Origin of the sequence: Aeromonas molluscorum 848, assembly GCF_000388115.1 — a bacterium.
GTDB lineage: Bacteria > Pseudomonadota > Gammaproteobacteria > Enterobacterales > Aeromonadaceae > Aeromonas > Aeromonas molluscorum.
This window is the reverse complement of the sequence record NZ_AQGQ01000234.1, coordinates 1-4,908: the sequence shown is the minus strand read 5'-3', so window position 1 is coordinate 4,908 and position 4,908 is coordinate 1. Positions and strand designations below refer to the sequence as shown.

At 59.7% G+C, this 4,908-nt stretch carries 4 protein-coding genes; all 4 read left to right on the top strand.

Annotation, left to right across the window (positions count from 1 at the left end; translation table 11 throughout):
* On the top strand, positions 1-467 hold a 467-nt coding region (locus G113_RS19190; protein ID WP_040319405.1), incomplete at its 5' end, for a DbpA RNA binding domain-containing protein.
* Between the two features lie 92 nt (positions 468-559).
* Positions 560-850 carry a YkgJ family cysteine cluster protein gene (locus G113_RS19185; protein WP_005909956.1) on the top strand — a complete coding sequence of 97 codons (291 nt, stop codon included), beginning with the start codon at positions 560-562 and terminating at the stop codon, positions 848-850.
* A gap of 239 nt (positions 851-1,089) precedes the next feature.
* Complete coding sequence (locus G113_RS19180; protein ID WP_040319406.1) at positions 1,090-2,517, top strand: PepSY-associated TM helix domain-containing protein; 1,428 nt, start codon at positions 1,090-1,092, stop codon at positions 2,515-2,517.
* Positions 2,518-2,897: 380 nt separating this feature from the next.
* On the top strand, positions 2,898-4,868 hold the full coding sequence (locus tag G113_RS19175) for an LTA synthase family protein (protein ID WP_005909952.1): 1,971 nt from the start codon (positions 2,898-2,900) through the stop codon (positions 4,866-4,868).
* The last annotated feature ends 40 nt before the right edge of the window (positions 4,869-4,908 follow it).

Genomic DNA, 4,908 nt, shown 5'->3' with positions numbered 1-4,908 from the left:
GCTTGGACATCAAGGAGCTGGGTGCCGTCATCAACTTTGAGCTGACCTATGACCCCGAGATCCACGTACACCGCATCGGCCGTACTGGTCGCGCCGGTCAGCAAGGCCTGGCCCTGAGCCTCTATCAGCCGAACGAAGCCCAGCGTGTCAACTTCATCGAAGAGTACCAGCAGGCCCCTATCCCCCATGGCGATCTGGCCAGCATTGGCCGCGAACTCAAGCCGATCGCCCCGTTGATGGTCACCCTCTCCATCGATGCGGGCCGCAAGAGCAAGGTGCGGGCCGGTGACATCCTGGGCGCCCTGACCGGTGAAGGCGGCATAGCCGGTAGCGACGTCGGCAAGATCCAGGTCTCCGAGCAATATTCCTATGTGGCGGTCAAACGTCAGGTAGCGAGCGTCGCCCTCAAGCGGCTGCAAGAAGGCAAAATCAAAGGCCGCACCTACCGCGCCCGCAAGCTGGGCTAAGGTTCAGGTTGTCGCCTGCTCCATAAACCACAGGCGCCCGTTGCAGGCGCCTGTGTCATCTTCCAACCAAGCCAGACCCCATGAGATGACCCATGTCACCACCCAATCCACCCGAAGTTAGCTGTCAGAACTGCGAGGCCTGCTGCTGTCGCCTCGAAGTGATGCTGTTTACCGACACCGGCGTGCCCGACCGCTATGTGGATGAGATAGAAGGACAGGTGCCCGTGATGCACCGGCTGGAAGATGGCTGGTGTGCGGCGCTGGACCGTAACACCATGATGTGCCGCATCTATGAGGTGCGCCCCCTTATCTGCCGCGAATTTGAAATGGGTGAACCCGATTGCGTCGACGAACGGGATAAATGGTTCATCAAGTTAGCCTGACGCTACCAAACCACGGCTCCGCCAGCTATTTCCCCTCTGTTCCTCTGGCAGCCTTTCACTCTTTTTCCGGCATCCTCCATCAATCAGTCCTCCATGCGACGCCTGAGGGCAAGCCTTGGCTCACCACCTGACCCGGCGGCAAGTTACACAGTTGCGGCTGGCAAAATCTTGCTGTTATCATCCGCGCGCCAAACCTTCCACCAGCGATAAGGTTTATGTTTTATGCCGAGGAGTGTCATGTGAACAATAAGGATGTGAGTCATTACCAACGGATCTGGCGCTGGCACTTTTATGCCGGTCTGTTTGTCGCCCCCTTCCTGATCCTGCTCTCCCTGACCGGGATCATTTATCTGTTCCAGCCCCAGCTGGATCGACTCATGTACCCAGAGCAGCTCATTGTCGTGCCGGGTGAGCAGCGTATGGATGCCGACTTCCTGGTCAACCGGGCGCATGACGCCTTGCCTGATAGCCAGATAGTGAAATACATACCAGCCCCGGCGCCTGATCGCAGCGACCAATTAGTGGTGCGCCAGCAGGATCAAGAGCTGACAATCTTCATCGATCCCATTCGTGGCGCCCTGCTCGGCACTCAAGATAATCGCTACAACCTGCAAGCCATTGCCCGCGCTCTCCATGCCGAACTGATGCTGGGTACCATAGGAGATCGACTGATTGAACTGGTTGCGGGCTGGGGTCTGGTGCTGCTCGGCACCGGTCTCTATTTGTGGTGGCCACGCAAGGGGCCCGGCATGCAGGGCCTGCTCTGGCCTAGGCGCGACCAGCGAGGCCGTCTCTGGTGGCGGGATATGCATGCAGTCGCCGGTTTCTGGGGGGCGGGGTTCCTCGTGCTGCTGCTATTGACCGGCATGACCTGGACCGGCTTCTGGGGGGACAAATTCGCCGGGGTATGGAACAGCTTCCCCGCCCAGATGTGGAATCAGGTGCCGAGCTCAGCGCCGCTGGCCCGCAGCCTGAATCATGCTCATGAACAGACTGTCCCCTGGGCAGTGGAAACCCAGCCGATACCGACATCGGTTGCTCACAACCAGGATGCCAGCCAGGCACAGAACGCCGCCATGCAGGAATCCGTCGCCCATGACCATAGCGCCATGAGTCAGGCTGGCGGCCCGGCCGAGCCCGGTCGCATCAGCTGGCAACAGGTGCTGGCAACCGCCGAGGGCCGCCAGGTGCAACCCGGCTATAGCATTACACCACCGTCGGGCTCCAGGGGTGTCTTCACCCTCTCGATCTTTGCCGACGATCCCCGCAACGATGCCACCCTGCACATTGACCAGTACAGCGGCACGGTACTGGCCGATGTACGCTGGCAGGACTACAACCTGGTCGCAAAGGCGGTGGAGACAGGCGTCATGCTGCACATGGGCAAGATGTATGGCTGGCCCCACCAGCTGGCCATGCTGCTCATCTGTCTGATGGTGCTGTTGAGCGCGGTCAGTGGTCTCTGGATCTGGTGGCGTCGCCGCCCGGCTGGCCGACTCGGCGTGCCGCCCCTGCCAAATCCTTTGCCCTCCCTGCGCGGTGCCCTCCTCTTGCTGGTCTTGCTTGGCCTCGCCTTCCCGCTGGTCGGCGCTTCCATGCTGGTCATCTGGCTGCTTGATAGCCTGTTGCTGAGCCGCCTCGGTGCCTCCCTGGCCAAACTGCGATAGTCCTCTGCTGAACAAAGGCCTCTTATGGGGCCTTTTTATCCCTCCAGCGCCAGAATGTGTCCGCTTTCACGCAGTCCCCCAGACAGCTATCTATCAATAGCCGCCCCTCCATCACGAGGATGCGAGCCAGTTATCTCTCCTCTATCACGCAATTCCCCACCATGAACGCTGGGCACACCAGGGATTTTCCCCTATGGTGGCGAGCACGCAGGGACGTGTAACTGCAAGCCTGACCCAGAGGATGGAGTTGGTGAGAATGCGAATACTGCACCGTTTCGCTTCCTCGATTGCAACCTTTTCCCTTCTGCAGTGTCTTACCGACGACAATAAAATAATGCCTGGGGAAACAGGCATATACAGGCTCATATCAGGAATCCTTAATGAAACAGCTCAAACTGTGGCTCGGCCCCTTCTGGCCTTTTGCCTGCTTCTCTTTACTCGCTCTCGCCATGCTAAGCCTCTCTCGAATGGGTCTGGCTCTCTGGCAGGAAGATCGCGTCAGTGCCGTCGCTGGCTGGGGCCCGATGTTGCTGCAGGGGATCCGGGTCGACTTCGCGACCCTCTGCTGGTTGTGGGGTGTCCCCGCCATGTTTACCATGCTGCTGGCAGGCCCCCATGGGATTGGTCGCGCGTGGCTCGGGTTGATGCGTATCTGGTTGACTCTGGGGCTCTGGCTCATGGTCTTCCTCGAAATTTCGACTCCCTCTTTCATTACTGAATATGGAGTGCGCCCCAATCGTCTCTATATCGAGTACCTCATCTATCCCAAAGAGGTGCTCTCCATGCTGTGGACCGGTCGCAAGGGCGAATTGCTCCTGGCGCTGGTGATCAGCGCCCTGACCCTCTGGGGAGGCTGGCGCCTGGCAGGCAATCTGCTCAAAGACCTGTCGCAGCCCCGCTGGTATCTGCGTCCCGCATTCGCCTTGCTGATCCTGGCTATTGGCTTCCTTGGCGCCCGCTCCAGCCTGGGCCACCGCGCCCTCAACCCGGCCATGGTCGCCTTTGCCGACGACCCCCTGGTCAATGCCCTGACGGTAAACTCCTCCTACTCACTGTTCTTTGCCATCAAGCAACTGGGTAACGAGGAAGATGCAGCCAGCATGTATGGGAAACTGCCGGATGAACGAGTCATCGAGCTGATCCGGGCTGAAAGCGCCCGCCCTGCAGCCGCTTTTGACTCGGTCAGCCTGCCGAGCCAGAGCTTCAACCCGGCCAGCCATCAGGGCAAACCGAAGAATCTGGTCATACTGCTGCAAGAGAGTCTGGGCGCCCAGTTTGTCGGTTCCCTTGGCGGCCTGCCACTTACCCCCAACATCGACTCCCTGAGCAAAGAGGGGTGGGCCTTCCACCAGCTCTACGCCACCGGTACCCGCTCGGTGCGCGGCATAGAGGCTGTGGTGACCGGCTTCACCCCTACCCCAGCTCAAGCCGTAGTCAAACTGGGCAAGAGCCAGACCAACTTCTTCACTCTGGCAGATTTGCTCAAGCAACGGGGTTACAGCACCAGCTTCATCTATGGCGGCGAGAGCCATTTCGACAACATGCGCAGCTTCTTCCTCGGCAACGGCTTTAGTCAGATCGTCGAGCAGAAGGATTTCAAGAACCCGGTATTCGAAGGGTCCTGGGGCGCCTCGGATGAAGACTTGATGGCCAAGGCCAACGACACCTTCGCGGCCTTGCACAAGGAGGGAAAACCCTTCTTCAGTCTGGTATTCAGCTCAAGCAACCATGATCCCTTCGAGTTCCCGGACAACCGCATCGAGCTCTATGAACAACCCAAGGCGACTCGCAACAATGCGGCCAAATATGCCGACTACGCCATCGGCGAGTTCTTCAAGCGCGCCAAGCAATCCGACTACTGGCAAGACACCCTGTTCCTGGTCATCGCCGACCATGACAGTCGGGTGGGAGGGGCAAGCCTGGTACCGATTCCCCGCTTCCATATCCCGGGAGTCATCGTCGGCGCCGGGGTGAACGCCAAACAGGATGAACGTATCGTCAGCCAGATAGACATGGCGCCGACCCTGCTCTCCCTCATGGGGGTGAGCGCCAGCTATCCGATGCTCGGCCAGGATCTGACCAAAACCCCGGCCGATTGGCCAGGGCGCGCCATCATGCAGTACGACAAAAACTTCGCACTGATGCGCGGTAAGGATGTGGTGATACTGCAGCCCGAGCAGCCCGCCGCAGGCTTCGTCTATGACGCGACCGCCCAAACCCTGATCCCGGCTCCCCAATCCGAGGCCATGAAGGAGCAGGCTCTGGGACTGGCGCTCTGGGGCAGCATGGCCTACCAGAAGGGGCTCTATCGCACCGCCCCCGAGGCTGAGGCTGAAACGACGCTCAAGTAATAGCGTTCAGGAGGGCCATGGCCCCTCACCAATAAAAAAC